This window comes from Streptosporangium sp. G11, assembly GCF_051192615.1.
GTDB lineage: Bacteria > Actinomycetota > Actinomycetes > Streptosporangiales > Streptosporangiaceae > Streptosporangium.
In genome coordinates, this window is sequence record NZ_JBPJUQ010000041.1 from 54,116 (window position 1) to 79,923 (window position 25,808).

General features: G+C 68.6%; 18 protein-coding genes and 1 pseudogene. 6 read left to right on the plus strand and 13 right to left on the minus strand.

The annotated features are described in order from the left end of the window. Positions 1–90: 90 nt before the first annotated feature. Positions 91–1,086 (plus strand): alpha/beta fold hydrolase, encoded by a 996-nt coding sequence (locus ACSDR0_RS30810; protein ID WP_435292410.1) that lies wholly within the window; start codon positions 91–93, stop codon positions 1,084–1,086. Here ACSDR0_RS30810 and fxsT read toward each other — a convergent pair. The 6 genes from fxsT to ACSDR0_RS30840 all read right to left on the minus strand — a co-directional run bounded on the left by fxsT (position 982) and on the right by ACSDR0_RS30840 (position 11,453). Next, positions 982–4,896: an FxSxx-COOH system tetratricopeptide repeat protein gene (gene fxsT, locus ACSDR0_RS30815; protein ID WP_435292411.1), complete on the minus strand. Its 3,915-nt coding sequence runs from the start codon at positions 4,894–4,896 to the stop codon at positions 982–984. The two genes, ACSDR0_RS30810 and fxsT, sit on opposite strands and share 105 nt — an antisense overlap. Beyond that, positions 4,883–6,154, minus strand: a complete 1,272-nt coding sequence (locus ACSDR0_RS30820; protein ID WP_435292412.1) for a TIR-like protein FxsC — start codon at positions 6,152–6,154, stop codon at positions 4,883–4,885. The genes fxsT and ACSDR0_RS30820 overlap by 14 nt, the downstream gene beginning before the upstream one ends. A gap of 69 nt (positions 6,155–6,223) precedes the next feature. Next, positions 6,224–6,883: a TIR-like protein FxsC gene (locus tag ACSDR0_RS30825; protein ID WP_435292413.1), complete on the minus strand. Its 660-nt coding sequence runs from the start codon at positions 6,881–6,883 to the stop codon at positions 6,224–6,226. Between the two features lies 1 nt (position 6,884). Then, positions 6,885–7,706, minus strand: coding sequence for an aminoglycoside N(3)-acetyltransferase (locus ACSDR0_RS30830; RefSeq protein ID WP_435292414.1), 822 nt, complete (start codon positions 7,704–7,706; stop codon positions 6,885–6,887). A 194-nt stretch (positions 7,707–7,900) separates the two neighbouring features. After that, entirely contained in the window at positions 7,901–10,228 is a 2,328-nt protein-coding gene (locus ACSDR0_RS30835) for an FxsB family cyclophane-forming radical SAM/SPASM peptide maturase (RefSeq protein ID WP_435292415.1), read from the minus strand. A 637-nt stretch (positions 10,229–10,865) separates the two neighbouring features. After that, positions 10,866–11,453: a TetR/AcrR family transcriptional regulator gene (locus tag ACSDR0_RS30840; protein ID WP_435292416.1), complete on the minus strand. Its 588-nt coding sequence runs from the start codon at positions 11,451–11,453 to the stop codon at positions 10,866–10,868. Positions 11,454–11,555: 102 nt separating this feature from the next. On the opposite strand from ACSDR0_RS30840, the gene ACSDR0_RS30845 reads away from it, so the two are divergent. Next, positions 11,556–11,993: a nuclear transport factor 2 family protein gene (locus ACSDR0_RS30845; RefSeq protein ID WP_435292417.1), complete on the plus strand. Its 438-nt coding sequence runs from the start codon at positions 11,556–11,558 to the stop codon at positions 11,991–11,993. Next, entirely contained in the window at positions 11,990–12,883 is an 894-nt protein-coding gene (locus tag ACSDR0_RS30850) for an NmrA family NAD(P)-binding protein (protein WP_435292418.1), read from the plus strand. The genes ACSDR0_RS30845 and ACSDR0_RS30850 overlap by 4 nt, the downstream gene beginning before the upstream one ends. Before the next feature lie 35 nt (positions 12,884–12,918). Here the strand turns inward: ACSDR0_RS30850 and ACSDR0_RS30855 are convergent, their stop codons facing one another. Further along, positions 12,919–13,491: a response regulator transcription factor gene (locus ACSDR0_RS30855; protein WP_435292419.1), complete on the minus strand. Its 573-nt coding sequence runs from the start codon at positions 13,489–13,491 to the stop codon at positions 12,919–12,921. Positions 13,492–13,592: 101 nt separating this feature from the next. Between ACSDR0_RS30855 and ACSDR0_RS30860 the strand changes: the two genes are divergently transcribed. Further along, complete coding sequence (locus tag ACSDR0_RS30860) at positions 13,593–13,967, plus strand: hypothetical protein (RefSeq protein ID WP_435292420.1); 375 nt, start codon at positions 13,593–13,595, stop codon at positions 13,965–13,967. Here ACSDR0_RS30860 and ACSDR0_RS30865 read toward each other — a convergent pair. Then, a pseudogene (locus tag ACSDR0_RS30865) lies at positions 13,886–14,251 on the minus strand (ATP-binding protein); the annotation flags it as partial. The gene ACSDR0_RS30860 and the pseudogene ACSDR0_RS30865 overlap by 82 nt on opposite strands. Before the next feature lie 130 nt (positions 14,252–14,381). Here ACSDR0_RS30865 and ACSDR0_RS30870 point away from each other — a divergent pair. Continuing rightward, the gene (locus ACSDR0_RS30870; protein WP_435292421.1) at positions 14,382–17,846 is read left to right on the plus strand and encodes a hypothetical protein; all 3,465 of its coding nucleotides are present in this window, start codon (positions 14,382–14,384) and stop codon (positions 17,844–17,846) included. 133 nt (positions 17,847–17,979) lie between these two features. Here ACSDR0_RS30870 and ACSDR0_RS30875 read toward each other — a convergent pair whose 3' ends face one another. Continuing rightward, a complete protein-coding gene (locus tag ACSDR0_RS30875) occupies positions 17,980–18,828 on the minus strand; it encodes a class I SAM-dependent methyltransferase (protein ID WP_435292422.1) in 849 nt (282 codons plus the stop codon). A gap of 273 nt (positions 18,829–19,101) precedes the next feature. On the opposite strand from ACSDR0_RS30875, the gene ACSDR0_RS30880 reads away from it, so the two are divergent. After that, positions 19,102–20,595 carry an FAD-dependent oxidoreductase gene (locus ACSDR0_RS30880; RefSeq protein ID WP_435292423.1) on the plus strand — a complete coding sequence of 498 codons (1,494 nt, stop codon included), beginning with the start codon at positions 19,102–19,104 and terminating at the stop codon, positions 20,593–20,595. On the opposite strand, the gene ACSDR0_RS30885 is transcribed toward ACSDR0_RS30880, so the two are convergent. The 4 genes from ACSDR0_RS30885 to ACSDR0_RS30900 all read right to left on the minus strand — a co-directional run bounded on the left by ACSDR0_RS30885 (position 20,592) and on the right by ACSDR0_RS30900 (position 25,542). Then, entirely contained in the window at positions 20,592–21,626 is a 1,035-nt protein-coding gene (locus tag ACSDR0_RS30885) for a sensor histidine kinase (RefSeq protein WP_435292424.1), read from the minus strand. The two genes, ACSDR0_RS30880 and ACSDR0_RS30885, sit on opposite strands and share 4 nt — an antisense overlap. 299 nt (positions 21,627–21,925) lie before the next feature. Then, positions 21,926–23,965, minus strand: a complete 2,040-nt coding sequence (locus ACSDR0_RS30890; RefSeq protein WP_435292425.1) for a cellulose binding domain-containing protein — start codon at positions 23,963–23,965, stop codon at positions 21,926–21,928. Positions 23,966–24,275: 310 nt separating this feature from the next. Next, the gene (locus ACSDR0_RS30895) at positions 24,276–24,926 is read right to left on the minus strand and encodes a cytochrome b/b6 domain-containing protein (RefSeq protein WP_435292426.1); all 651 of its coding nucleotides are present in this window, start codon (positions 24,924–24,926) and stop codon (positions 24,276–24,278) included. Beyond that, positions 24,883–25,542, minus strand: a complete 660-nt coding sequence (locus ACSDR0_RS30900) for a molybdopterin-dependent oxidoreductase (RefSeq protein WP_435292427.1) — start codon at positions 25,540–25,542, stop codon at positions 24,883–24,885. The genes ACSDR0_RS30895 and ACSDR0_RS30900 overlap by 44 nt, the downstream gene beginning before the upstream one ends. Positions 25,543–25,808 lie beyond the last annotated feature (266 nt).

Sequence of the window (25,808 nt, forward strand, 5' to 3'; positions counted from 1 at the left end):
CCCCGTACCCTTCCTTCGGGGGATTCCGTCTCCCGGCTCGTCCTTCCTGGCGAGTGCAGGAAGCTCGAAGTCCGTCAGAGGAGGCAACCGTTGGCCGAGGTTTTAACGACGGGCGACGGCCGCAAACTCACGTACGAGCAGCGGGGTGTCCCGGACGGAACACCGGTCTTCTTTTTTCACGGCACACCGGGGAGCCGAATCGGGCCGCTCCCGCGAAGCGGCCTTCTCTACCGTCTGGGAATCCGGCTGATCACTTACGATCGCCCTGGCTACGGTGAGTCCGAGGCCAATCCCGGCAGGACCGTCGCCTCGTGCGCCGCGGACGTCGCGAGCATCGCGGAAGAGCTGGACCTGAAGAGGTTCGCCGTCGTGGGCAGATCGGGGGGCGGCCCGCACGCACTCGCCTGCGCCGCGCTGCTGCCCGACAACGTCACGCGTGTGGCGGCGTTCGTCAGCCTCGCGCCCTTCGAGGCGGAGGGTCTTGACTGGTTCGCGGGTATGTCGGAGTCGAACGTACTTGAATACAAAACCGCGAGGTCCGGTCGTGACCCCCTTTCGTCCCGGTTGACGGTCGCGGCGGAAAAGATCAGGAATAACCCGGTTCATTTGATCGCGTCGCTCTACTCGGAGCTACCGAAGGCCGACCGCAGGGTTATCCGTGACGTGGGAATACGGAGAATGCTGGAGGAGAACTACGCGGAGGCCATGCAGCAGTTGGCGGCGGGCTGGATCGACGATGCCCTCGCTTTCTGTAACCCCTGGGGGTTCGACGTGCGTGACATCGAGATTCCCACCCTTTTGTGGCACGGCACGGACGATATCTTCTCCCCGCTCAGCCATTCATTATGGCTCGCCGACCACATTCCCACCGCTTCGATGACCCTGAAGTCGGGAGCCGCCCATTTCGACGCGCTGGACGCGCTCCCGAACTTCCTGCCCTGGCTGATCTGTGAGGATCAGGGGCCCGGCGTATGGGGACCTTCACCACGGGTGAGGTTCAAGAGGCCTGCTGGCGAGCAGGCCGTCGCGCACGACGAAGTAATCGGGATGACCCTCACCGAATACGGACCTACCCGGCTCAAGTAGTTGGTCGCGCAGCTCCCGGGCGCGGGTGTCGTGTCCGGCGTCCTTCAGGGCGTAGGCCAGATTACTGGCGCAGATCAGCGTGTCCGGGTGCTTCGGACCAAGGGTCTCCCGCAGGCTTTCGAGCGTCCGTTCCAAGATCTCCGTTGCTCGCTCGGGCATCTGCGCCCTTATCAGGAACATGCCGAGATTCACCGAGCACATCAGCGTGAACGGATGGCGGTCGAGCAGGCGGGAACGCAGTGTTCGCAGGGTCCGGTCGGCCAGTGCGACCGCGCCTGTCACGTCACCGCACGCCGCTTGGTAGATGGCCAGGTTGTTCGCGGCCGCCAGGGTCGAGGGGTGCTCCTCGCCCAAGGTCTCCGCGAAGGAGCCCATCACCTCCTTGCAGAGAAGCATCGCCTCCTGCGGTTGTTCGCAGGTGGCCAACGTGCAGGCCAATTCGAGCGTGCACGCCAGCGAATCCGGCGACAGCTTGACCGATCGCCTCTCCAGCCGCGTGTCCACGTCCTGGATGACCGTCAGCGCCTCGGAATGCTGACCGGCGACGCGCAACGCCGCCGCCAGGCTTTTCGCGGCGCGGAGAGTGCCGGGGTGATCGGGCCCCAGCACGGCCAGATACTGCTCCATGCTCTCGCGCAGCAGCACCAGGGACTGCTGGAAGTCGCCCAGCTCACGCAGGTCGCGTGCGAGGGATGTCTTGGAGGACAGGGTCTTGGGATGATCGGCCCCCAGAACCCCCTCACGTCGGCGCAGGGTGTCCCTGTCTATCTCCAGGGCCTCGTGGAACTCGCCGACGTGTCGCAGGGCGACCGCGAGATTGTTGGCGGCGTCCAGGGTGCGGGGATACTCCTCGCCGTAGGAGTCCTTCCAACGGCTGTAGGTGGCCCTTTCCATGTCCAGGGACGCTCCGAGGTCTCCCAGCGCCCGCAGGTCGGCGGCCAGGCCGGCGGCCGTCATCAGCGTGTTGGGGTGATGGTCACCGAGGCGTTCGCTCTGCCTGGCGAGAACCTCCTGGTCCAGATCCCTGGCCTGCTGGTAGGAGCCCTGCGAGCGGAGCACGTTGGCGAGCTGGGACTGGAGCTGCAATGTCTGCCGATCGTTGGAGCCCAGCTGCCGGTCCCAGCTGGCCTTCAACGCCTGGCCCAGCTCCAGGCTGGCCTGGTATTCGCCGCGCTGCCACAGGAAGCGAACCCGGTCGATGAGCAGATGCCGTGTTTCCGCCTCTTTGCACTCACCTGCGAGCGAAGGGCCAAGGTGAGGCCATATTTGGTCATAGCGTGGCCAGTTCGCGGGGGTGTCCGTGTCTCCCTCGCTGGGGCGAGCCCCTACCAGGACGTTGTGCACCTCATGGATCGTCATCTCCTGTTGCTCGGGATCCATCTGGTCGCGGACGACCGCCTGCACGAGCCGGTGCACCTCGATGGAGTTGCCGCTCTGGTCCACCTTGGCCAGCGCGAAACGCCCGAGCTCCTGGATCACCTTGCCCATCACCAGACGCTCGTGCAACGTCTCGTCGAACGGCAGCAGGCACCGCCGCATCGCGTCGCCGCGAAGGAGCGTCAGGGAGACGGGCTCGGGGGCGAAGAAGCTGAGAAGCTCCAGCAGCCGGGCAGAGGCCGGCGAGCGCTCCCTGAGGCTGCTGAAGGAGACGTTCCAGGTGGCGGCCACGGGCTGCGGGTAGTTGCGAGGAGTGTTCAGGGAGAGCATCACCGAGCTCTTCTCCGCGAGCTGGGTGATGTAGTCCTCGACGGTCGTTCCGGTCTCGCTGAGCCACGCGCCCGCCTGCTCGACGGCGATCGGAAGGTCGCCCAGCGCGTCGGCGACGAGTTCCGCCTCCTCCCGGCTGATGCTTCGCACGCGCCGGGTCAGGTGCTCGACGCTTTCGAGCCGGTGGAACACGTCGACTTCGAGAGGTGCCGCGGTCTCCGACCAGGCGGGGTTGCGTGAGGTGATGATCACATGTCCGTCACCTCCGGGAAGGAACCGCTCGATCTGCTCCGGAGCGTCCGCGTTGTCGAAGATCAGCAACCAGCGCTTGAACGGGTCTCCCTTGCGCAGGGCGTCCCGGACTCGCTGCGCCGGCTCAAGCGTGATCTCCGGTGATTCGATCTCCATGTAGCCGACGAGCTCGCTGAGAGTGGAACCCACCAGATCCGGCTGCTCCGCCGAAACCCACCAGACGAGGTCGTAGTCCGCCCGGAAGCGGTGCGCGTACTCGAGAGCGACCTGGGTCTTGCCGACGCCTCCCAGACCGTAGAGCGCCTGGGGGAGAACGACCGTCGATCCTCCGCTGACGAGCTGGTCGCGAAGTTGCTCCAGAAGGTTGCCCCGGCCGGTGAACGCGGCATTCCTCGTCGGTACGTTCCACACCACCGGAGCCTTGCCGGGGAAACGCGGCAGCCCCTTGGCCTCCTGGAGGCGAGCGGGGGTGTCGCGGTTGAAGGCCCGCAGCAGAGTCGACTTGGCCTGGTCCTCGTCCAGCCGCAGCAGGTCGACCATCGACCGCTCCGCGAACGATCCGACCAGTTTGGCCTCCCCGACCCGGACGGGGGACAGGAAGCGCCTGACCCCGGTCGGATCCAGGTCCATGGCCGTGCCCAGCACCTGCCGCGACCCCGGGGCCCGCAGGAACGCGGCCGACACGATGGCGATGGCGTGGTCCACCTCCGGGAGAACGCGGTTGAAGTGCTCCTCCGCGTTGTCCTGTCCGGCGCTGACCAGCTGGACCCGCAGCCCGACGGCCTGCAGGACGGCCTTCGTCCACTCCGCCCACAAGCGATCTTCGGGGGCATAGGTGACGCACACATTCGTCGCCTGGACGATCGGCCGGCGTACGAACAGCGCACGGTAGCGAAGGCGCAGCTCCTCGTCCATCGGCGGCAGGGACTTCACCTCGTGCTCCGAGATGACCTCGGTGAGGCGCTCGAAGGCCGTCAGCATCGACAGGTGCTGGCCCGGCGCGTCACCGAAAGGCGCCAGGATCTCCTCGAAGGCGTAGAAGGGACGATAGGGAATCTCCACGGAGCCCCAGTACTCGCGTACACCGTCCAGCGTCATGCCACGCGGGAAGCGGTCGAACCTGCTCTTGGCCAGGTCGCGGCCGATGTCGGCCTTCTCCTTCTCCCCTTCCTCGATGCGCATCGGGACGGGGAGGATGCGTATTCCCTTTTGAAGGTGATATCTACTGTCGATCTCGCGGGCGATCGCCGAGGCGCCCTCTATGCTCTGATTGCTCAGGGTGAAGCAGACGACGAGGGTGTCGGGAAGGTGGACCGTGCATATCTCGGAGACATCGCTCAGCCCTGTCCGGCTGTCGATCAGGATGTAGTCGTATCTACGTTTCATCTCCATCCGGAGGGCGTCCAGGAACTGGCCGCCGTTCCAGTGTTCGTAGAATTCGTCCCAGAGATAGGTGGAGACCTGCGCCGAGTATTCTCGGCGCTGTCGTCCCGCGGATATGAAGTCCAGCCGTCCGGGGCTGGGAAAATGGCCCCATTCGACGGTGACGGCGTGATCCAGGACCTCCAGCTGAGATCTGATGAGCTCGTCGAAGGAGCCCTCGTGCCGCACCGCCTCGTGCGCGTAGGTGGTGAGGATTTCGATGACGCCCGGAGCATCGGTGACAATGTTCGGATCGAGGAAGGGCTGGAAGAACCGGTGAAGTCCGGGGGCGTCGAGATCCCAGTCGACCATCAGGACCTTCTTGCCGTTGCTCGCAAGGATCCAGGCGGTGTTCGCCAGCGACATGGTCCGCCCGGTTCCGCCCTTATATGAGTAAAATGTGATGATCTGACCTTCATGGGCGCTCATTGTTTTCCTCCCCGCCGCGACCGTTGTCGAACAGTGCCGGACGTGGCAACCGAACGCGAGAAGAGGCCCGGCCCGGCTCCGGAAGCGCTGTTGTACGCGCTCTCAGATACTGTCTGCTCGCAATTTCCACCAAACGAGGCAGAATAGCCTCGAATGCCTCGACTGTGGGGATGCCGCTAAGGGCTTCCTTCACGCTGAGACGGTCTTCCCTGGACCTCCGGGAGAGCATGCTCTCGATGTGTCCCTGGAGGTGTTCAAGGTTATCGGAAGCCGATGTCCCGCGAACTCCCATCGGGATCATAACGCGAATCCAAGGGCGTCTCAATTCGTCGAACGCACGCACTCGCGCGGCCGTATCCGGGTCGGAGAGCATCGTGGGGTCGAGGATGAGGAGACCCGGCCCCTCCGGAACGTTTTCGGCGAGAAGACCATTGAAAGTCGTGTCGTCGAGACTCACGAGTCGCGCATCGTACCCCAGGTTCCGAACGAGGTGCGCGGCGGATTCACCGATGGACTTGGTGGAGTTCGGGTGATAGGGGTTCCATTGCAGAGGGGACGTCCCGTATGGCCGGTGGTCACGGCCTTCCGGAAGATTCTCGGACGTCCACGCCGAGATGATGATGCGCAGGGGGAAACGGCCGGCGGGTCCTGAGAACGTGGCGGAGACGTCATCCGTGAAGGTATTCCTGCCGCGAGGCAGCTCCACCCGGCTTCCGATGTCGACGATGCGCTTCGCGAGGATGTCCAGCGTGTTCAGATATTCCGGACGGAAACGCTCGATGGAGGCCAGGCCGTAAAGTCCGTGTTCCGCGTACGCGCTCCCGAACTCTATCGGGTCGAAGGGAATGGCGCTGGCCTCCTCCGGTATCTCCGCGACGTCGACCGGAGTCCATATGGCGGGCACGATCGGCGCGGTCACGGAGTGACGCGCGTCCACCTCCTCGACCCGCCGCTGGAAAAGGGACCACTCGGCGGCACACCGCCGGTCCTCGAAATAGCGCTTGGAATACAGCGGGACCAGCACCCGGCAGGACATGACCGCCTGAACGACCTCGCTGGGCGGTGGCATCGTGGAGCGGTCACGCCATTCTATGAATCCAACGGGAGGGCTCGCCGTCTCCACCATGAATTGAATCACCCGGCTCAGGAGGTCATGGTAGATGCGATGTAACAGGGAGTTCGCCTGCGTTTCGTCCTGAGAGATCGGAACGCTCGAGTGGCTGACGAAAAAATAGGGCCGTGAATCCATGTCATTCATTCATGACCAGCCCTCCAGCGGCCCGTATCTCGATGAGCTGAGGCTCCCGACGAAATTTCATATGTTTCCCTACCGTCTTTCGAACACGTTCTCAAGGTCGGGCAGCTGACTCGTTTCGCACGGCCTGAGCTGAGTACTCTTGGCGATCCGGACGATGGTCTTGGCGATCTCGTACGTGGACACGTCGTAGTCGTCGCGATAAGTCCCGTTCGCCGCGAGCCCGTAGAGCCCTTCCTCGTTGTAGCGCTCCGGCAGGCCGCTTCTTATGAATTGTCTCGGCTGGACTATCGGCGGCATCTCCGCGGGATCGACGGGAGTCCACAGAATGGGGACGACGGCGTGGACGGTATTTCCCGTCACCTTCTCGTGGATCTCCTCCCTCGCGGTGAACGCATGCCATTCCCGGCCGCACGACTCGCTCGCGAAATATCGATCGGAGTAAAGTGCCAGGAGCACGCGGCAGCGCACGAGGCGCGAGGTGATGTCCTTCCACCAGTCATCTCCGGCCCTGATCCGCCGGTCCATGTAGCCGACCTCGGCGTCGTGGGGATGGCTGGTCATCTGCATGATGTGAACCGACAGATCCGTGTGGATCTTTTCGAACAGGTGGTCAGGATCCTTTGACTGCCCCTCCACCCGGGGGGCGTGAGCGTACGTGAGAAAGAAGTACGGGTCGGATGCCATGATCCGCGTCGCGGGATGGCGTGTGCCTCGTCGCGTCGTCACCATGTCACTGACCGGGTCTCCGTGTGACCCTGTTTTCGATCATCCAGTCTCTGGCGAAGTCCACGGCGGGCACCATGGATGTCAGCCGACTGGGGGCCGACCCGACGTAGCCGTGCTTGACAGTGCCAATCTTGTCCAAGGCGCCGCCTATGTCAGCGAAATCTGTGTCATCAAGAATGATGTCTTCATATTGACACCACTTTCGTTCTTTGTCTGGAGAGTTTATGACGCACCTGTAGGTGGTTTTGGGCGTGTCGGGCAGAAAGTATTCGGCCAGATGAAACCCGGTGCATACCGTATATCCAACACCAATAAGGAGAATGTACCCTTTAGCATCATAAATCCTGCCAAGTGGGGATGAAGGGCCGAGATGGCAGGTCAATTCATGATCTATCGTCAGGTCGGCCGCCTGGTGGCCGATCGCCACGAAGGAACTCTGCGGATGATCGCTGCGGATCGCGCCGGGGGTGAGACGCAACTGCTCCGACACCCGCCCCATCCGGTGGGACGGTGTGCGGTCGCGGTCGAACGCCGGCATGCGGGCCCGGTGGCGGAGCTCCTCCTCCGGCGTCATGCCGAGCACGGCCTCCCGGTAGGCACGCGAGGAGACCGAGTTCTTCTCGGTGAACGCGGGGGTCACGAGAGTGCCGCCGGGGCCCACCGCATCCCGCAGTGCCGCGATGACGGCCGCGGCCCCGCCCTCGACCCGGCCGAGCCGGCTCAGGGAGGTGTGCAGCAGGATGGTGTCTCCCGGGGTTACTCCCAAGGACCTGAGATCGGCCGCGAGCGAAGCCCGCGTCGGGTGCCGCGATATCTCCGACTCCACAATTCGCTCCTGAAACTCTGCCAGGAACCTGAAGGCTACATCAGCTTTCCCCGCATTCGTCTGTGTAAGCGCGGGGCGTTTCGAGGAAAGGGTGACGTGGTTCGAACGGTGCAATTTTCATGGTGTCCGAATTATGGTCGGTAGGTTATGAGAAATAAGTGAGTACTTTATCGGGACTCTCGGGAAATGAGCGGTCAGAGGCTCTTGGTGAATCCGAGGTTGGCTCGCATCCGGGCCACAAAATTTCGGCCGGTGACGGACATGGGTTCATGCTGGAGCAATTCGAGGATGCCCGTCACCTTGTCGAGATCGGTTTTCACCAGCCCGCCGAAGATCGCGGATCCCAGCTTCGCGTACGCCTCGGAAAGGAGCCTGTTCGCCGACTCCCCGCCGCCGGTCAGATCGAAGACGTGAAGGAGCAGGCCGATCTGTGATCGGAAGAGTTCTCGGATGATCCCGTCAGCGGTGTCGTCCGGATCGTACGGCCGGGACATCCCGATGGCGCGATACGCCCGAGTGTGGTTTGACCGGATTCCCGGGTCGGCCAGCGGGGTTATCACCTTGACCCCCATCTCGGCGACGGTGGCGAGGAGGGGGCGGCGGCCGACCCGGTCCCAGGCCAGGGCGAGGACGTGCTGCCACGCGGAGAAGTCTCGATGGGTCAGCCGGTCGTGGACCCGCGCGCCGTACACGTCGCGGAAAGGATCGACGTCGTCGAGCACCGCGGAGAGGCCTCCGGCGTGGAGGGTACGGACGGGTTCCCAGAGGCCGCCCTCGGCTCGATACGGCGGGTGTCCGTCCGAGCGGACGACGAAGTGGCCGTCGCCGGCATCGCCGGTCAGCGGCGGGTGCCCGTCCGAGCGAACGGCGAAACGGCCGTCGCCTGGACCGTCGGTCAGCGGCGGGTGCCCGTCCGAGCGGACGACGAAGTGGCCGTCGCCGGGACCGTCGGTCATCCGGATCCGGCCGATGCCGGGAAGGTGCGCCATCCCGTCCCAGAGGGGAATGGCGATCTCGATCGGCTCACCCGCGCGCAGCGCCGCCGCGGCCGCGACGGACGCGAGGTATTCCGGCCTGGCGTGTTCCCCGCCCCGGGCTCCGTCCGCCACGCACCGCCTGGCCCAGGCCTGGACGTAGGGATAGTCGAGGACCTGGTCGACGTGGGGGCGATGTTCCCGGTCCAGACGGACGAGCAATCGCCACGCCGGTGTGTCGCCGGCCAGCTTCCGTACCTCGGACACCAGGGCGCGGATGACGCTACGTCGTGGGCGATCGAGCGAGGCGACCTCAAGAGGGCCGGCCGTCGCCGAGGCGAAGCTGTCGAGCGTCCGCTGGGGGAGTCGATGCCCCGGCCGCGTGTCCTGCCGCACATGCGGGATCAGCCTGCGCAGGTCGGAGCAGTAGACCGATGGATTGTCGAAGCCGTTGTCGCGGTGGTAGCGATGTGCCGGCAGCCCGCCGCCACAGGTCCTCACTATGGGACATTGCCGGCACTTCTCCGCGAGTGCCTCCAGTCCCCGCTGTCTCATCTGGAAACCGGGATGGCGGGCCACTTCGTCAAGGGAGTGCCTTCGCACATTCATCCTTGTGGCGGCCGCGCCGTCATAGGTGATTTTCAGCGAGTCCGCCTGCTCATAGGAGCCGTCGGTTTCGATGACCACCAGATCGTTCGGGCCGAGCCCCAATGATTCCGTCTGGCTCCTCTTCCCGCGTGCCATCAGGGAGATCGAGTCGAACATCCTGATGGCCACCGGCCGGCCGTCCGCGGTCCACCGGTCATAGATGACCGTCAACCAGTCGGCGTAGTCGGTGACACCGTTTGACGGCCGAATCGGTGGATGATCCCACGTCGCGTGCGGCAGAAGAAAATCGATCCTTGGAGGTTCCAGGTCAATGAGCGCCTCGTAGACGGCGATCGGATCGTTTCGAATGTCAATGGTGCACAGCAGCCCGGCATACAGGCCGGGATACCGGCGCAGCAAAGTGATCGCATTGATCACCCTGTCGTAACTGCTCCGGCCGTCGGCATAGCGGCGATGCAGATCGTTGGCGGCGCGCCCGCCGTCGAGCGATATTCCCACCTTGACGTCGTGCGCGGCGAACATCCGGCACAACCGTTCGTCGAGAAGTACGCCGTTCGTGTGGATCCGCAGGTCCAGTTCGGCTCCGCCCGCCAGCGAGGCGCGCAGTCCCGCCGCGACGCGTTCGAGTCGTGCGAGGCCGGCGAGGAGCGGTTCGCCCCCGTGCAGCACGACGTGCACGCGCCGCAGCCGATGCTCCGCCGCGTATTCGGCGATCCTCGACCCGATCCGTGCCGCTGTCTCCTCGGACATGACGAGGGGCTGGCTTCGCCAGCCGAGGTCGGCATGCTCGTAGACATAGCAGTGATCGCACGCCAGATCACATCTGCTGGCTACCTTGAGAACGAATTGCCTGAATGGAAGAGCGGCGCCAGGCATGTTGTGATGTGGCCGGTCAGATGGCGGAGTTGAATGAGAGACCCGATGTCTCGGCAAGCTCATTCTGCTCCGCCAGAACTGAGAGGGGTGTCTCAGTGCAGTCGGAGATGAGGGAGAGAAGTGCGTAATCCTCGGCCATGTATCAACCCGTTCACGGCTAGGGATGGAAAGGTTTGTCGGGTTCGCTCATAATCGGCTGGGCCGAAATTGGGCGAGGGTAATCGATCAAGTGACCGACAGCCTGCCGTGGTGAAGGGAGGCGAAAGCCCGAAGCAGCACCAAATGACTGATCCAGGATCTCGACGCCACTCAATCCGGCGAGCCACCTCTCCGTGGTTGTATGCAGTTTCGAGCCAAGCGTACATAAATACTACAAAATGGGCAAAGGCCTTTTGCTGGTACCGTAACGCGGCACCGATGTTCTGTGGCCCCACGGCTAACACCGGCAAATCGGCGCTCACCGCGCTCCGCCCATGTAAGAGCCCTTTTATCTCGCTCGCGGAGTCGGGGCGGGGAAGGTTTTGGCGAGCGGGCCCGCGCGCGGGGGAGGCGTCGTGGCTCGCGCGTGACGCACCCGCTCCCCGGCGGTGCGTTCGCCCATCCGCCATGGAACCCGGTGCGGGGGAGCGGATGCCCTGCCGGAGTTCGACGTGTTCCCGGCTTAACGCGACATGTGCGCGTGCTCGCCCGCGCGCCGGGCTCAGGGGGCGTTCTGCCGCCGTTGATCGCCGGCGAGAACGGCGCGTACGAGATAGGCGAGGCCGTCACGGGTTCGTGCCGGCGGCTGATCGCTGAGATGCTCGATGAGATCACTGCGCACGGCGGCGAGCAAGGCGTGGGCGAGGTAGCCGGCGTTGTCCGGTCCGTGGATCTCGGCGACGATCTCCGCCAGCTGCCCGTGCCACCGGTCGTACGTCGAGTTCCGATACGGGCTCCCGCTGCCGGCGTTCTCCAGGGCGAGCATCAGCGAGCGGTTCGCGAGCTTGAACCGCAGGATCGCGTCGAGCGTCGCCGTCGCCCGTTCCGCCGGGCCGCCCGACGGCCTGTTCGCGGCGAGTTCGGCGCGCAGTCGCTCGCCGCGTTGCTCGGCGAGGGCCTGGAGAAGGCCGGTCCGGTCGCCGAACCCCCGGAACAGGGTCCCCTTGCCGACGCCGGCGGCTGTCGCGATGTCACTCATGGACACCTGGTCGGGATCGTCCGCGGCGTCGAGCAGGCGGGCCGCGGCGGCCAGCACGGTCTCCCGGTTGCGGACGGCGTCCGCCCGCTCCTTGCGCCCTGTCGCCGTCATGTCCTGCCCTCCGGTTTTGCTATTCGGACCGCCGGTCCGTATATTTAGCGGACCGGCAGTCCGTATTGTATCGCGGAGCGCCCCTTCGATCTCAGGAGAGACATGACCGGCACGACAGTCGCCGTCCTGCGGCGCAGCCTGGATCTGCTGCTCGCCAAGGACATGCGCGCCTATCTCGCGTTGTGGCACCGGGACGCGGTGGCCGAGTTCCCGTTCGCGCCCCCCGGGGCGCCGCGCCGCCTCGACGGGATCACCGCCATCACCGCCTATCTCATCGACTATCCCGACAAGCTCGACATCGCCGAGATCAGTGCCCTCACCGTGCACGAGACGGCCGACCCGGCGGTCGTCGTCGCGGAGTTCACCGCCACCGGAAAGGTCGTGGCCACCGGCAAGCCGTACGAGATCTCCTACATCGCCGTGGTGACCGTCGCCGACGACAAGATCACCCACTACCGGGACTACTGGAATCCGATGGTCGTGATCGAGACGCTGGGCGACAACCAGCTGGGCGGCACCACGACGGGGGCGACCCGATGACCGGGGCCGACACCATCCTCGTGACCGGTGCGACCGGCAACACCGGCCGGCGCGTCGCCGACCGGCTCGTCGAGCGGGGCCATCGCGTGCGGACCGCGAGCCGGCACCGGCCTGAGCGGCCGGAGGCCGCGCGGCGGCACGTGCGCTTCGACTGGGACGACCAGGACACCTACCGTGCGGTCCTCGACGGCGTGCGCGGCATCTACCTGATACCGCCGCTCGGAGACACCGAGCCGGCACGGCAGATGCGGCCGTTCCTGGACCTGGCACTGGACGCCGGCGTGCGGCGGGTCGTTCTGCTCAGCGCGTCGGCCGTCCCCGCGGGCGGGACCGGCCTGGGACTGGTGCACACCGCCATCGGTGAGATGTTCCCCGAGTGGGCGGTGCTGCGCCCCTCCTGGTTCATGCAGAACCTCGCCAACGACCACATGCACGCGCACGGCATCCGCGAACGAGGCGAGATCGTGACCGCGACCGGAGACGGCCGGGTCGGCTTCATCGACGCCGCCGACATCGCCGCCGTGGCGGTACGCGCCCTCACCGACCCGGTCCCGCACAACACCGACCACCTGCTGACCGGCCCGCAGGCCCTGAGCTACGCGGAGGTCGCGGCGACCATCACCGAGCTGAGCGGGCGCCCGGTCCGGCACCGCGGTGTCACGGTGGACGTCCTTCGGCAACGGCTCGCCGACACCGGCATCCCCGACGACTTCGCCGCCCTCCTGGCCGGGATGGACCACGCCATCGCGGGCGGAGCGGAGGACCGGACCACGTCGACGGTCACCGACGTCACCGGCGACGCGCCGACGAGCTTCCGTGAGTTCTGCGCCGTTCACGCCCGGAGATGGCGACCGGCCGGCGTCGACGCCGGCCCCGCCGTGACCCCGTGACCCCGGCCCCGCCGTGACCCCGTGACCCTTCGCCGTCAGGCTTCGAGGGCGGAGGGCGGGCGGAGGATGAGGTCGCGCCGGGACACGCCCAGCTTGCTGTAGATCCGGCTCAGATGCGTCTCGACGGTCTTGACGGTGATCGAGAGGCGACCGGCGATCTCGGCGTTGGTCAGGCGCCGGGCTGCCAGGATCGCGGTCCGGTGCTCGGCGGGGGCCCGCGCCGCGGCCAGGTCGGCGGCCCGCGCCAGCTCGTCCTCGGCCCGCCGGTGATCTCCGATGAGGTAGCTGCCGCGCCCCGCCATCCAGGCCGCCTGCGCGGCGGTCCGCACGTCCGCGCTGCCCTGCCGGGAGACGGAGCCGAACATCTCGACCGCCTCGGCGGCCCGGCCGACCGCCATGAGGGCCTGCCCGGCGACGAGCTCCAGCCCCGGGTCGGCGCGGTCCCCGGCCAGGCGGCGGGCGCACGTCAGGTAGCGCGCGGCGGTCTCCGTGGCGCCGGCGGCTGCGCTGAAGCCCCGCGACGGCGTCGGCTCCCGCCTCGGGATCGAGGCTGGCCAGCTCCACCGCGATTCCGGGGTCGAAACGCAGGCCCAGGACGCTTCCCGCACGCGCGCACCGCATCGCCTCGGGCGTCGCCCCGACGAACCGCCGGACCAGCAGTTCCCTGCGGGCCAGATCGGGCGGCCGCGTCTTCAGCCGGCTCAGGTCGGTGCCGCCCGCGAGCAGCGCCCCGGCGTGGTCCAGCAGCAGCGGGTTGCCCGCGCACATGGCCCGCGCCGTCCGGACCGTCTCGGCGGGGAGCTCGCGCCCCGCCCGGCGCGCGAGCAGGTCGGCGGAGGACCGCTCGCCCAGCGGGCCGAGCTCGACCGTCCGCGCGAACCCGCCGTCTTGCAGGTCGCGCGCGACCTCCGCCGCCGGCGGCCATGCCCGCAGCGCCGCCACCATCGCCACCCGGGAGGCGCCCAGCCTGCGGCACAGGAACGACAGCAACGTCAGGGAGTCCGCGTCCGCCCAGTGCAGATCGTCGATGACGAGCAGCACCGGGCCGCCGGGCCAGGACCGCAGGCCCCGCCACACCCGGTAACACCGGTCGGCCACCGCGTCGACCGCCGCGCCCGACAGCAGGTCCTCGGCCCCCAGTCCGGTCAGCGCCTGCGCCACCACGTCGAAGGGCACGCCCGACTCGATCGGGGCCCCCTGCGCCCGCCCGACCCTGAAGCCGGGGCCCGCCAGGCGGGCGGCCTCGCGCAGCAGCGAAGTCTTCCCCATCCCGGCGTCCCCCTGGACGAACACCGCGCCGCCGCGTCCCGACCCGGCCTCCGCCACCAGTCCGCGCACGGCCTCGGCCGCCGCCTCGCGCTCCCGCATGACTCCCCAGTGTGGCAAATCCCCGCGCGCGATCCGGTACTAAACATCATGGTTATCCCTGATGCTCGGGCTGTTCCCCTGTTTCTAGACTTCCCCAGGATCGTTCCCTACGGCGTCGCTGGAGCTCCCCATGCATCGAATCCGAGGTGGACCGGTCGGCTCATCCCCCCTCAGGGACGCCTGGGCCGTGACGGTGGCGATGACCCTCCTGGTCATGACGCTCGTCGTGCCGGCGACGGCGGCGCGAGCCGACGACTTCCAGGTCTGCCGGGTCGTCATCGAGATCACGACCGGGAACGACGGGATCGCCGACGCCACGGGGGTGGCCGTCAGCCTGGGCGACGACAGGTACGGGCTGCAGCAGAACACGGTCGTCTTCGACGACGCCGACGGCGACGGCGCACCCGGCCCGTTCGGCCCCTTCCAGCCGCACCGGGGCGGTACCGGGGACCGGGCGCAGACCTCCTTCACGTGGAACGGGAGGCTTTCCTTCTGTGTGGCGGAATCGGCGCTGCGGCACGGTTTCGTCTTCCAGCACCTGGCCGGTTCCTCCGACGAGTGGGATCTCCAGAGACTGCGGATCTCCGACCCCGAGTCCGGCCGTGTCTACCACGACCAGGGGCACCTGCCGTCCGCCGGCCCGATCTTCCACTTCACCCGGCAGGAGCCCCTGTGGAACACCACCGCGCGGCGTCGAGGCGAGGTCTGCCGGGTGGAGGTCATCGTCGGCACCGGCGGGGACGGCATCCGCAACGACTCGGCGGAGTACTTCAACCTCGGCGGCCAGGACCTCATCTTCGACGACTCCGACGGCGACGGCCGGCCCGATCCCCACGTCTACGCCGAGTCGGGCGCCCCGGACCCGTTCCGCATCGAGGGCACCCGTTTCCACAAGGGCGGCACCGACGACACGCCGAACCGGTCCTTCTCCTGGCGGGCGCGGCTGTCGCCCTGCATCCCCCTGGCGAGACTGAGCGTTCCCTTCGGGATCCGGCACGTCAACACGGCCGACGACCATATGGCCGACAACTGGAACCTTCAGTCGATCACGGTCGCCGACCTGGACACCGGGCAACCGCTGGTGCACCGGTTCTCCGGTTCGTCCGACCCCCTGCACCGTTTCTACAAGAACAGCGACCAGACCTGGAGCACCCCCGTCTTCCCCACCGGTCTCCCCGACCCCGCGCTCGACACCGACGGCGACGGCCTGACCGACCTGGTGGAGCTGAACGGGATCCGCGAGGCCGACGGCGATCTGGACCCCTGGCTGCGCGTCCACGGCGCTGACCCGTGCCGCAGGACCGTCGCGGTGGAGATCGACTGGCTGAAGGCGCCGGGCGCCTCCGACCGTCCCTCCCAGAAGGCCCTGGACGAGGCGATCCAGATGTTCTCCGACGCCCCGGTCCCGGCCCCGGATTCCTGCCCCTACGGCTGGGGCGCGACCCCGGGCGTCCAGCTCATGATCGACCTGTCCGAGGAGATCCAGGTCTCCGAGGCGGGACGCGAGCTCCCGCTGAACGTCGCCGACCGGACGGGGCAGACGGATTTCGACCGCCACCGCAGGTTCCACTTCCGCGAGCACCGGACGGGCCACTTCCTCTACAGCCTCTGGGGGTACACGCACGACGGATCGACCAGCGGTGGGGTGTGCTGCCTCGGCCCGGACCAGAACGGTTTCCTGGTCACCCTCGGCGCGTGGGACGCGGGGAAGGTGACCCCGCGCGTCCAGGCGGCCACGTTCGCGCACGAACTCGGGCACGCGCTCGGCCTCGAGCACGGCGGCGGCGACCGGGCGAACTACAAGCCGAACTACCTGTCGGTGATGAACTACCGGTACGCCACCACGGGTATCCCCGAGCTGAGCGCCTGGCGCAGGACCGTCGGCGGTTTTCCCGACGGCACCGACTTCACCCTGGAGGCGAAGCGCCAGATGATCGAGTCGGTGAGCCACCTCGACCTCTCCGGCGCGGAGCTGCCGACTCTCGTCCAGACCTCGCTGAACGAGAGCGCCGGAATCGGCGCCGGCCGCGACCTCGTGACGGCGTGGTGGGATCCGTCCCTGGCGCTGCGGGCCGGGGACGCGGCCTCGGGTCTCGACTGGGACTTCGACGAAGCCGGGCGGCCGGACCCCGACGGGAACGCCCGGTCGTCGGTGTGGGTCATGGCGGGGTTCGAGGTCTGCGTCGCGCCCCGGTCCGTCGCGGGCGAAGACGAGCAGCCCGTCGAGGCCACCGCCGTGACGGGCGACCGGTTCGTCATGAACGCGCAGTGGCCCCGGGGCGTGATCCTCGCTGGAGACGACCACGACTGTGACACGCCCGCGGCGCAGCCGGACGAGGCGACGGGATTCCCCGGCGACGCGCAGGTGGAGCCGGTCGGCACGAACTATCCGGCCAAGTACCGCTACGCCTCGGGCGTCACCGGATTCGACGACTGGGACCGGATGAAGGCCCGGGTCGGCGCCGCCTCCGGTCCCCTGCCCGACGAGCCCGACACCGGCATGACGGAGGCCGAGAGCGACCGGTCCGTGGTGGAGCTTTTCGACGCCCTGGCCGGCGGGACGTCGCCCGCCGCGGGCGCCCCTCGCTGGGCCTACGCCTACGTCAACGCCGCGACGACCACCGAGGCGCCGATCGGGGAGCCGACCGCGCTCCACCCGGGCTGGCAGTGGAGCACCGGCGGAGGGCAGGCCACCGTGACGCACACCGGCACAGGGCGGTACGAGGTGAGGCTTCCGAACGTCGCCTCGTCCACCGGGGTCGCGCACGTCACCGCGTACCGGACGGTCTACCGTGGCCGGACCTGCGCCGTCACCGGCTACCGGCCCTCCGGCGCGGACGAGCTCGTCGACGTGCGCTGCGTCGACCAGAACGGGGCGCCGATCGACTGGTGGTTCACCGTGTTCTTCGCCGCCCCCGCCGCCGGTTCCCGGCCGCTCGCCACCGTCAGGTACCCGGGCGACGGCACCCTCGACCCGGTGCTCAACAGCGGGACGTACAACTCGGCGGGCCAGGTCAACCGCGTCCTGCGCGACGGTCCCGGCCGGTACAGGGTGCGGCTCACCGGTGCCCCCTTCGCCACCGGCGGCGGCCACGTCCAGATCACGCCCTACGGCGACGGAACCCCGGCGCGCTGTGCCGCCGAAGGGCGCGCCCGCCTCTTCGACGCCCTGGAGGTCACGGTGGCCTGCCGCGCCGTCGACGGCTCCGCGCACCGGGACAGCGGCTGGCTGCTGTCCTACACCGACGGCGTCGGCACGCACGGCGACGCCTCGGTGCCCGCCACGTACACGGAGATCACCGGCGACCCCGCCGCCCCGTCCGTGGAGGCGGGCCGCTCCTGGAACGCCTCCGGCGAGGTGCCGTCGGTGACGCGGATGTCGACCGGCCAGTATCGCCTGACCTGGGCCACCGGCGGCAAGACCGGGGGCAACGTCCAGGTCACCGCCACGGGCGGCTCCGGCCACTACTGCCTGCTGGGCACGATCCTCGACTACCAGACGCCCCCGCAGATGTCGATCTACGTCTACTGCTCCACGCCGGCGGGCATGCCGGGCGACTCGACCTTCGGGGTCGCCTACGTCCGGCGCCCGTAGCCGCGGGGGAGGCCCGGGTGCCGTCCATCCGGGCCTCCCCCGGCGGGGGGGCGGGCGGCCGGCGGGGTCGCCCCGCCGGCCGCCCGGTCGCGGCGTTCGCGGGGGGACGCGAGGACGCCGGGCCGCCGCCCGATCACGGCTCGGCGGGGTCTCTCCACCAGACGAAGACCTCGGTGCCCGGCCGGCGTTCGGAGAACAGACCCGATGAGGAGGCCTCCCGCAGGAGCCGGCGCAGGTCCGCCTCGAAGTCGTCGAGGCGCGTGCCGAACAGGTGCGGAGCCGAGAAGGACATCGAGAAAACCCCCGCGACCACATCGTCACACGTGCGCTCCAGCGCCTGCCCGCCGGGGACGACATGGCGCTGGGGGCCGGAGAATCCCGCCCCGGCGAGCACCGCGGCCTCGCCACCGGGTGTTCCGTGCGGCAGCACGCCGCGGCCGGCTCGCCGCACCGGTCCCAGGTAACGCCTGACCAGCTCCTCCATCGCCGCGTAGGGCGCCGCCGGATGCGGAAGACCCTCCACGGTCCGGGTCTCCGTCTTCACGTCCGAGATGTGCGCCAGCGCGCCGCCGGGCCGGAGCATGTCCCTCGTGGTCGCCGCCACCAGGTCGCGATCCATCCAGTGGAAGGACTGGCCGAAGGTCGCGACGGTGAACGTTCCGAGCCCGGCGGGCAGGTCCTCGGCCCGCGCCCGCACCCACCGCGTCTTCCCGGCCACTCCGGCCTCGGCGGCCCCGCGCCCGGCTTCGGAGATCATCCCGCTGTCCGGGTCCACGCCGACGACCTCACCGAACAGGTGCGCCAGGCCGAGGGCGAGGGTGCCCGGTCCGCATCCCACGTCGATGAGGCGCCCTCGCCCGTCAAGCCTCAGAACCTCGGCGAGCACGTCCGCCAGCCCGGGGGCGTAGGGGAGCCTCCCGCGCCGGTAGTGGGCGGCCGTGCCCGAGAACAACGTGTCGTCCCACTCCCAGTCGGCGGTCACGTCCACCCTCCACCCCTCACGCGATCCGTGCCTACCCGGCGCCCGATGATTCCACGGCTTGACCGGGGGTGAGGGCGTCTGGGCCGGCCCTCGGCCCAAGAGGCCGGATCCCGTACGGCGTGCCGCTCGCGACGCGCCCGTCGGGTCGATCGACACCTTGCCTACCGAACGTTCGTTAAGTTACCGTGAAGCCATTGAACGAACGACCGTTCAGTAGAGCGCCCGCTGAAGCGGTCGTCGCGACGAAAACAGCCCCCGAGAGGACTTCACCCCATGAGCACCACCGCGCGGATCGCCATCGTCGGTGCCGGCCCCGGCGGCCTGCTGTGCGCTCGTGTCCTGCAGGAACACGGCATCGAGGTCACCGTTTACGAGGCCGACGCCTCGTTGGACGCCCGTGACGCGGGCGGCACCCTCGACCTGAAGGCCGACTCCGGGCAGATCGCCCTGGAGGACGCCGGCCTGCTCGAAGAGTTCGCGGCGCTGGCCAGACCCGAAGGCCAGGCCAAGAGCAGGCTCGACCAGCACGGCACCGTGCTCGCCGCGTTCGTCCCCGAAAAGGGCGGCACCGCCGCGTCGGAGATCGACCGTGGCCGGCTCCGCGCGCTGCTCGCCGAGCATGTGCGGCCCGGCGGCGTGAGATGGGGGCACAGGCTCCAGGCCGTGACGCCGCTCGGGAACGGCGTCCACCGCCTCGAATTCGGCCACGGCACGGTCGCCGAGGCGGACCTGGTCATCGGTGCCGACGGCGCCTGGTCCCGGGTGCGCCCCCTCGTGAGCCGGGCCGTGCCGCGATACAGCGGCGTCTCGTTCGTCGAGGTCCGCTTCGACGACGTCGACGAGCGCCACCCCCGGGTGGCGGAGCTCGTGGGTGACGGCCACATGTTCGCCGGTGACAACGACGGGCGGGGCATCATCCTGCAGCGCAACAGCCACGGTCACGTGCGCGGCTACGTGGCCATGCGCACCGAGCTCGACTGGTACGACAAGGCCGGCGTCGATCTCGGCGACGAGGCCGGTGTGCGGCGGTTCCTGCTCAAGGAGTTCGAGGGCTGGGCCGGCGCGATGCTGCACTTCATCAACGACAACGACGGCGCCTTCGTCAACCGGCCGCTGTGGGTCCTGCCGGCCCCGCTCACCTGGGAGCACACCGCGGGCGCGACGCTGCTCGGCGACGCGGCCCACCTCATGGCCCCCTGGGGCGGATTCGGGGTGAACTTCGCCATGCTCGACGGCGCGGAACTCGCCCGCGCGCTCGTCGAGGAGCCCACCGTCGACTCGGCCGTCGCCCGATACGAGGCGGGCATGCTGCCCCGTTCAGGGGAGCACGCCGTCGGCGCCAACGACGCCCTCGAGCGCTTCTTCGCCACCAGGGACTTCGATCCCTCGCAGATCCGGGACCACGCGGTGGAACACCGGGAGTCCGTCGCCGCCGCAGCCGAGTACCGTCGTCGCAACCCCGCGGCCGCACCGGCGGGGACACCGGGCAGCACCTGGACGCTGAGGTTCAGGACACCCCGCGGCGAGCAACTGGCGGAACTGCTCCTCGACATGACCGCGAGCACTCTGACCGGAAGCCTCAACGACGCCCCGATCGAGGGTGGCCGGATCGACGGCGACGAGATCAGCTTCAGCGCCCGGCTCACCACACCGTTCAAGATGAAAGTCAAGTGCGCCGCCTCGATCGCCGGGGACACGATGACCGGCAGGGCGAGGTCGGCTCTGATGACGATCGACTTCACCGGCACGCGAGCGGCGTCCGACTAGCGTGCCTGCTCAGGGGGACTGTGAGGAAATCTCGCCACGAAGCGTGCGCCCCGCTCCGAGTCCTCGATGGCCAACGTCCCGCCGTGGCGCTCGGCGACCTCTCTGGCGATCGCCAGGCCGAGCCCGGTGCCCGACTTGTCCTCGCCGTAGGCGCCGGCCAGCCGGGTGAAGCGTTGGAACACGTGTTCTCGCTGGTCAGGAGGGACGCCGGGGCCGTCGTCGCTCACCTCGAGCACGGCCTCGCCGTCCTCACGACGGACCGAGACCGTGACCGTGGAGGCGGCGTACCGCTCGGCGTTGTCCATGAGGTTGGTGAACAGCCGGGCGAGCTGGAGCCGGTCCGCGATGATCATCACACCGGGCTCGATCCTCGGTACGACGCGTACCCGGCGGGCGGGGTGCGCGAGTTCGGACGTGATCAGCTCGCCCAGGTCCACGCGGTCGCGTGGGCCGTGGACGCCGGAGTCGATGCGGCTGAGCGCGAGCAGGTCGGTGACGATCGCCTGCAGCCGGGCGAGGCTGCCCATCAGGGCGTCCGCCGTGGCGGGCCAGTCGGCCTCCTGCGGGTGCAGCAGCGCCTCCTCCACCTGGGTGCGCATGGCGGTGATGGGCGTGCGGAGATCGTGGGAGGCGTCGGAGGCGAAACGCCGTTCCCGATAGACCGCGGTCTCCAGCCGGTCCAGGGTCTGGTTCACGGCCTCGGCCAGTTCCCGGATCTCGTCGTGGTGGACGGGCACCGGCACCCGGCGGCCCAGGTCGGTCGAGGTGATCTCGGTCAGCTCGGTGCGGATGGCCTCGATGGGAACGAGGGTCCTGCTGACCGTACGGTAGGCGCCGATCGCGGTGATCCCGACCAGCAGCACGGATCCGATCAGGAGCATGGCCGGCAGTGAACCGGCCTGGTCGCCCATGGCATCCTCGCGGGCGCTCACCAGGATCAACGCGCAGAAGACAGCGCACAGCAGCGCCATCACGATACTGGCCAGCACCGTCATCCGGGTCCGCACAGACCAGTTGTGCCGCACGCCCACCTCGCCTCCCCATCACCTGACGATCACGCTAAACGCGCGTCGTGCGAGGTAGCGGCGGCTGCCGGGCAAGGGCGTACAAACTGTGAACCAAGAGAACGGGGCCTGCCGGAAGATCGAAAGCCGAGCGAACGCTCTTTCGGCCTCGTGAGGAAACCCGTCGACGACGGGGCCCGCGTCCAGGACGGGACGGGACGCCCGGAGCAGGCGTCGCCGGCCCAGGCCTGGTCGAAAGGACGGTACGGGGTCGTCCACGAGCGTGACAGGGGCCGCCCGCACGCGGGAGACGGCCCCCGCCGCCGCTACCGGGTCGTGCAGACGGTTCCGTTGAGGGTGAAGACGGCAGGCAGCTCGTTCGGGCCGCTGTAGTTGCCGACGAAGCCGATCGTGGCCGACGCGCCGGTGGGCAGCGAGCCGTTGCCGGGGTCGTTGACGACCTTGACGTCCGGCCCGTTCTGCGTCCAGACGGCGCTCCAGCCGCTGCCCAGGCTCTGCCATGTCCTGGGCCAGCTGAAGTTCAGGGTCCAGCCGTTGATCGGCGCGCCGTGGTTGGTGATGTCGATGGCGCCGACGTAGCCGCTGGCCCAGTCGGACTGTTTGGTCAGGCGTACCGAGCACGAGCTGGAAGCGGGCGTGCCGGTCGTGAACGTCAGCGGCGCGGAGGGCGACGAGACGCCACCGCCGCTGTCCCGCGCGATCACGTTGACCGTGTGGCGCGTGCCCGGCTTCAGGTTGCCCACGGCGAGAGAGGTGCCGGTGGTCTCGCCGAGCTGCTCGCTGACGGCTCCGTTCTGACGGTGGACCTCGTACTTCACGATCGGACGCGCGCCGGCGGTGGCGGCGGGCCAGGAGATCGTGGCGGTCCTGTCCGTCACCTGCGAGGCCGCCGGCTGTCCAGGCGCGCCGGGCAGGCCGGCCTGGGCGGAGGCGGGACGCAGGACGATCGTGGTCAGCGAGAGGGGTGGCAGCGTCCGGCCGGTCGCGGTGCCCGTGGCCGAGGTGGTGATGCTCGTGGCTCCGTTGGTGTGCGTCAGTACGGTGGGAGCCCCGGGCGCCGGGCTGAAGCCGGAGTAGCCGATCGTGACGGGGTAGGACGTGTCGGACGAGGTGTTGATCAGCAGGACGGCCAGGTCGCCGTTGGGGCGGCGCACGGCGTGCGCGCCGACCTTCTCCTGGTCGGTCGCGGCCCGGATGAACCGGTCGCCGGGGTGGGCGAATTTGCTCACCATCTGGAGCGCGTAGTACGGCGCGAAGGGCGTGTTCACCGGCGGTTCGCAGACGCCGCCGCCGGAGGTGCACGTCCCGCTCGACAGCAGGCCGAAGTCGCCGTAGTCGGTGTGCCCCTCGACCTGCGTGACGCTGCCGATGCCGTTGTGGACGTTCCACCAGTCGACCGTGAACACCCCGTTGGCCAGCAGCGTCGCGTAGGCGTCGGCGGCGGCCAGCGCGCCGGGCTGGGTCGTCGTGCCGCCGTTGCTCGACCCGGTGTTGAACTCGGTCATCGCGATGCCGATCCGCTCGGAGCCGGGCCCCGCGTGCTCCGCGATCTGCCGCCGGGCGAGGTGGATCATGTCGGGAACGTGCGCGGTCTTGTCGAAGGCGCCGGGGTACCAGTGCAGGATCACGAAGTCGATCTTCGGCCCGGCGGCCGACAGGACGACCTCGTTCCAGGTCCCGTCGTCGCCGTCGGCGACTATCCCGTCGGGCCAGTTGGCCGGAGTGGTCAGCACCGCGCCGATCTTGATGGTCGGGTCGACGGCCTTCATCGCGTCGGAGTAGGCCACGACATGGCGCGCGTACTCGGCCGGGCTCTTGTCGGCGTGGTCGTCCGCCTCCCAGACGGCACCGTAGTGGCCGTTGCCGTAATTCTCGTTGCCGATCTCCCAGTACTTGACGCCGTAGCCCTTCGTGACGTTGGCGTGCCGCACCCAGGCCGCGGCCTCCGCCGCCGTGCCGGTGCCGTAGTTGGCGGTCACCATCGGCTGCGCCCCGGTGCGCCGCACGCCGCGCATGAAGGTGTCGAAGTCGGTGTCGGGAGCCACGTAGCCGCCGGGAGCGGTGTGGTCGGCCCAGTGGTAGATGTCGGAGTACGAGCCGCCGGGATAGCGCAGCAGCTTCATGCCCGCGTCCTTGAGCAGGTCGGCGGTCTCGTCGGTGCCCAGATTGCTGTCCCAGATCGCATGGTTGGTGCCGATACCGGTTTCGGGGACGGAGGCGAGCGCGGCGCGGGCGTTGACGGTCACCGCGACCGGGGCGACCTCGTCGGCGTGCACTGTGGGGACGTTCAGGACGGCCAGCGTCAGCAGGACGGCGGACGCGGCCCGTAACAGAGTTCCTGGCATCGGTGTACCTCGCAACGGATAGTGGTGTTCACTCGACACCCCCTCCCTGACCCGGAGGCAACATGATCGTCAGCGGTCGCCCCACATCCGTCAACCGGCGATGAAACTTTCACGTCGCCTCGCCTCGCCTGGCCGGGCGCTGTGGACCGCGCCGGTGGCACGATCGTGTACGGCCATCGACCCGCACGGCTTGACCTACGACCGGGCCACCCTGGCCGGCGACGGTCACGACCGACCGCGTCGACAGCGGCGGGCTCCTGGGAGTCGTCTACTTGATCGCGATCCTCGTCGGCAAGATCAGATGCCGAGGTCACCGGTCCCTCTCCACCCACCTGGAGTGCTGCCTCCTCGCCCAGGCCGGGTCCACGTACCCGGTACGCATCCCCCGTCGTGCCTGCGGATCCCGGTACGCCATCCGGATGTGCCCGAGCACCACGAGGGCGATGGCCAGGGCCGTCACGTCGTGCACGAAGATGGCACTCGTCCGGGAGATCATCGGCAGGAGCCCGGTGAACCACATCAGCAGACCGGTGAACATCATGATCGGCACGCTTCCGGCCACCCACCCCGCGTAGATCTTCTGCCCGGCGTTGAACTTGCCGGCGGGCCGCCGATCAGGCGAGGTCCAGCCCTTGCGGACCGCGCGCAGCCACTCCTTGTCGTACCGTGCCAGCCGGTTCAGCCTGCGGAGGTCGGCGCGGAACGCGGACGAGGCGAGGCCGAGCAGGAACGGCACCGGCAGCAGGATCCCCGACCACTCGTGGATGACGGCCACCAGGTGGCGGCGGCCGACCAGCTGGGCCAGCGGCGAGAAATACAGGCAGGCCGCCGCCCCCACGCACAGCAGCATGAGCCCGGCCGTGGCACGGTGGACCAGCCGCTCGGCGAGGGTGAAGCGCGGTATGCGCCCGGAGCGTTCAGACGGAGCGGTCGGCTCCGTCGAGCCAGCCGTCGACGTCATAGCCGTACTCCTCCCAATAGCCAGGAACGACCTTGTCGGTCACGGAGATGCCGGAGAGCCATTTGGCTGATTTGTAGAAGTACATCGGCGCCACATACAGCCGGACAGGCCCGCCTTGAGGGTGCGAGAGCGGCTTGTCCTGCATCTTCAGGGCCACCAGCATGTCGGAACGGCGTGCCTGCGCGAGCGTGAGGCTTTCGCTGTACACGCCGTCGAAGCAGGTGAAGCGGACGGCTTTGGCCTCCGGCCGCACGCCGACCGCGTCGAGGAGATGCGAGAGCCGCACCCCTTCGAAGGGCGTGTCCGGGACCCGCCAGCCGTCGGTGCACTCCACGTCACCGACGACCCGGCTCTGCGGCAACGCGCGCAGGGCGTCCAGCGTGTACGTCGCGGGGCGGTCGACGAGGCCGTCGATCGTCAGCCGGTAGTTCGTCCGGTCCTTTCGCGGTACCGAGCCCGCGACGCTGAAATAGCGGAAGCCACTCGGGTCGGGCAGGAGCCCGGTCAGCCCGCTGGGGTCGTTCTGCGAGACGGCCCCGAGGGCCTTCTCCCAGCCGCCCTGCAGGTAGGGCGCGGCCGCAAGGCCGGCGGCGCCGGCGGCGAGCATCGAGAACATCACCCGCCGTGCGATGGGAGGGCCGCTCTCTGCTTCATCTCGTGAATCGGTCACCTCGCCATTCGAGCAGCCGTGACGGTGATGAGCCAACGGCGACGGGGAGCCGTAAGACTTCCGTCAGGCTTGCTCGGGTGCCGGCGCCCTCGTGGGCGGGGCGGTGCCGGCGGCCCGATCGCCCCCGTGGCGGAGCACCGCCGCGGCACGCCGGCCTTCCCCTGCGTTACCGGTTTGACAGGTGACGATTGATGCTGCCAGCATCGTCACCA

Coding starts and splice junctions, on each gene's coding strand:
- fxsT (WP_435292411.1), bottom strand. CDS start 4,896: ATGAGCGCCCATGAAGGTCAGATCATCACATTTTACTCATATAAGGGC.
- ACSDR0_RS30820 (WP_435292412.1), bottom strand. CDS start 6,154: ATGAATGACATGGATTCACGGCCCTATTTTTTCGTCAGCCACTCGAGC.
- ACSDR0_RS30825 (WP_435292413.1), bottom strand. CDS start 6,883: ATGGTGACGACGCGACGAGGCACACGCCATCCCGCGACGCGGATCATG.
- ACSDR0_RS30835 (WP_435292415.1), bottom strand. CDS start 10,228: ATGAGCTTGCCGAGACATCGGGTCTCTCATTCAACTCCGCCATCTGAC.
- ACSDR0_RS30840 (WP_435292416.1), bottom strand. CDS start 11,453: ATGACGGCGACAGGGCGCAAGGAGCGGGCGGACGCCGTCCGCAACCGG.
- ACSDR0_RS30845 (WP_435292417.1), top strand. CDS start 11,556: ATGACCGGCACGACAGTCGCCGTCCTGCGGCGCAGCCTGGATCTGCTG.
- ACSDR0_RS30850 (WP_435292418.1), top strand. CDS start 11,990: ATGACCGGGGCCGACACCATCCTCGTGACCGGTGCGACCGGCAACACC.
- ACSDR0_RS30870 (WP_435292421.1), top strand. CDS start 14,382: ATGCATCGAATCCGAGGTGGACCGGTCGGCTCATCCCCCCTCAGGGAC.
- ACSDR0_RS30880 (WP_435292423.1), top strand. CDS start 19,102: ATGAGCACCACCGCGCGGATCGCCATCGTCGGTGCCGGCCCCGGCGGC.
- ACSDR0_RS30890 (WP_435292425.1), bottom strand. CDS start 23,965: ATGCCAGGAACTCTGTTACGGGCCGCGTCCGCCGTCCTGCTGACGCTG.
- ACSDR0_RS30895 (WP_435292426.1), bottom strand. CDS start 24,926: ATGACGTCGACGGCTGGCTCGACGGAGCCGACCGCTCCGTCTGAACGC.
- ACSDR0_RS30900 (WP_435292427.1), bottom strand. CDS start 25,542: ATGTTCTCGATGCTCGCCGCCGGCGCCGCCGGCCTTGCGGCCGCGCCC.